We start from the raw sequence: 2,528 nt of genomic DNA, 5'->3' as shown, positions 1-2,528 counted from the left end.
GCCCGACGACGGCGCTGCCTCCCTGGGCGCCAACGTCGCCATAGGTGAGATCGACCAGGCGCGCGGGCAGCTTGCCGAGGACCAGACTCTCGCGGCCGCCTTCGAGGCAGCCGTACCTGACCTCGCGCAGGCCGAAGTGCGCACGCTGCTCGCGAAGTTCGGGCTCAAGGCCGACCAGACCGGCGCGCTCGTCGGCAGGCTCTCCCCCGGCGAGCGCACCAGGGCGGGGCTCGCGCTGCTGCAGGCCCGCGGCGTGAACCTGCTGGTGCTCGATGAACCGACCAACCACCTGGACCTTCCGGCGATCGAGCAGCTTGAGGAGGCCCTCGAGGATTACACGGGCGCTCTCCTGCTGGTCACCCATGACCGCCGGATGCTCGAGAACGTTCGCCTGGATGCACGGTGGGAGGTCGACGGCGGACAAGTCCGGGTGGGTTTGGCTAGCTGAGCTCCGCGTGGTTGAGCTCGCGCTTCGGCAGCATCAGGTTGAACGTTGTCCGTTCCTCCGAACCCAGCACCAGGTGGCCGCCGATTGCCTCCGCCAGCTCCGACGCGACGGCAAGGCCGATCCCTTCGCCGCTCGAAGCTGAATCGGAGCTCGAACCGGAGCGTGAACGCTCACTGACCCGCCGCGTGAAGATGCTGTTCCCGTGAGGCCGGACGCCGTCGTCACTCACGGCGAGATTGAGGTGGGTTCCGGCGTCGGATGCTTCCACCCGGATGGTTCCTTCGCCGTGGTTGATGGCGTTCTCGATGAGGACGTCGAGGATCTGGTTCACCGGGCCGGGATTGATGACGGCGGGCAGGGTTCCGTCGTCACTCACGATCTCCCGTCCCACGGCGTCAATCTGCCGCTGCCAGCGTGCAGCCGCCTTCGCCGTCACAGTGCCCAGATTGACCTCGCGCGCGGCGGTCAGGCGCTGGCCGCGGGCCAGCTCGAGCAGCTCGCTCACTGCTGTGGACAGCCGGTCGATCTCACCGAGTGAATGGGTCAGTTGCGCGGCGACCGTCGGCGGGGTTTCCTTCCAGAGCGACAAGTCCTCCAACTCCAGACGCAGCGCTGTGATCGGGGTCCGCAATTGGTGCGAGGCGTTGGCAGCGAACTCCCGCTCGCGCCGGACCAGCTCGGACAGCGCCTGGGAGCTGGTGTAGAGGGCAGCGCCGATCTCCTGCGCTTCAGGAATGTTGTAGTTCTTGTCTTCGAGGTCGAACTTCCCGTTGCCCAGCTGTTCCGCGTCGACGGCGAGTTCCTGGAATGGCCGCGACAACAGCCGGGCGAGGATGAATCCGGCCAGCGCCGATGCAAGGATCAGCACCACACCGATGATCACCACGGGCATCACCGCAGCTGCTACGCGGTCCGCCACGATGGTTCCGGACCGCTCCAGCGTCACCGTGGAGCCGTCGTCGAGCCCGCGGGTGACACTGATGTCATCGTGGTGACCGGTGAGAGCGGGACCGGCCGATGCGATCACGTCGTCGGCTGCATCCCGGTACTCTATGCGCTCCCCGGGCTGCAGCAGCCCTGCAAGATACGTATCTGATATTGTCCCGCCGGCCGTCAGGTCGGGCAGCACGCCGGCGAGCAACTCGGTAGAGCGTTCGATCTTTCGCTGTTCCGACTCGAGCGCCTGGTCCGCGACGATGTAGGCACGCGGCACGCCATACAGGGCAACGACGGCGACGGCGAGGCCCACGAAGGCTGCAATCAGCCGTTCACGCATCCTCCGCGCCGTCCTCGAGCCGGAAGCCGACCCCGCGTACGGTCACTACCTGCACTGTGCCTCCGGAGTCATCAAGCTTCTGGCGTAACCGGCCGATCGTGACGTCGAGGGTTTTCGTGGAACCGAACCAGTTCTGGTCCCAGACCTCGTCCATCAGCCGCTCCCGGGTGACCACCGCTCCCCTGTCCTGCTCAAGCAGGGACAGCACGTCGAACTCCTTCGCGGTGAGCGGGAGTTCGGCATCGTTGGAGAAGGCCCGGCGTGACTGCCGGTCGACCCGGAGGGCCGGCGCGGCGACGGCTGGCACGGGGACCGGCACCGGAACTGGCCCCGAAGCGGTATGACTTACGGACGAGGCAGTGCGGCGCAGCAGGGCACGTGCGCGTGCCAGAAGTTCAGCCAGGCCGAAGGGCTTCGCCATGTAGTCGTCGGCTCCGACGTCGAGACCAACCACCCGGTCAATCTCGCCGCCGCGGGCAGTCAGGATGAGGATGCCGCCGTTGTAGCCGGCTTCGCGTACGCGCCGGCACACCTCCAGACCCTCGATGTCGGGAAGGCCGAGGTCAAGGACAATCAGGTCGAACGGTTCCTGCTCGACGAGCGCGATGCCGGGAAGGCCCTCAGCGACCCGCCGGACCTCGTAGCTCTCCCTCTCGAAGGTGCGGATCAGCGGGAGGGCAATGCCGTCGTCGTCCTCAACCAGCAGTATTCTGTGCCCCATTTCTGGAATCATACCGGTGCCTCACTGCCCGCCTGCGCGTAGTTGGAGAAGAAGCGCGGAAGGAGCATGGCCAGGACCAGCAG

The 2,528-nt window shown here is 66.7% G+C and carries 3 protein-coding genes; 1 reads left to right on the top strand and 2 read right to left on the bottom strand.

What is annotated here, in order from left to right:
• Positions 1-448, top strand: a 448-nt coding sequence (locus tag RIF85_RS15625; protein WP_309072820.1) for an ATP-binding cassette domain-containing protein, incomplete at its 5' end; no start/stop codon positions are given.
• Here the strand turns inward: RIF85_RS15625 and RIF85_RS15620 are convergent.
• Positions 441-1,724 (bottom strand): HAMP domain-containing sensor histidine kinase, encoded by a 1,284-nt coding sequence (locus RIF85_RS15620; RefSeq protein WP_309072819.1) that lies wholly within the window; start codon positions 1,722-1,724, stop codon positions 441-443. The two genes, RIF85_RS15625 and RIF85_RS15620, sit on opposite strands and share 8 nt — an antisense overlap.
• The gene (locus RIF85_RS15615) at positions 1,717-2,445 is read right to left on the bottom strand and encodes a response regulator transcription factor (protein ID WP_309072818.1); all 729 of its coding nucleotides are present in this window, start codon (positions 2,443-2,445) and stop codon (positions 1,717-1,719) included. Before RIF85_RS15615 ends, RIF85_RS15620 begins: the two co-directional genes overlap by 8 nt.
• Positions 2,446-2,528: the final 83 nt, after the last annotated feature.

Origin of the sequence: Arthrobacter sp. (genome assembly GCF_031179385.1) — a bacterium.
Classification (GTDB): domain Bacteria; phylum Actinomycetota; class Actinomycetes; order Actinomycetales; family Micrococcaceae; genus Arthrobacter_D.
This window is presented reverse-complemented; position numbering and strand designations above follow the sequence as displayed.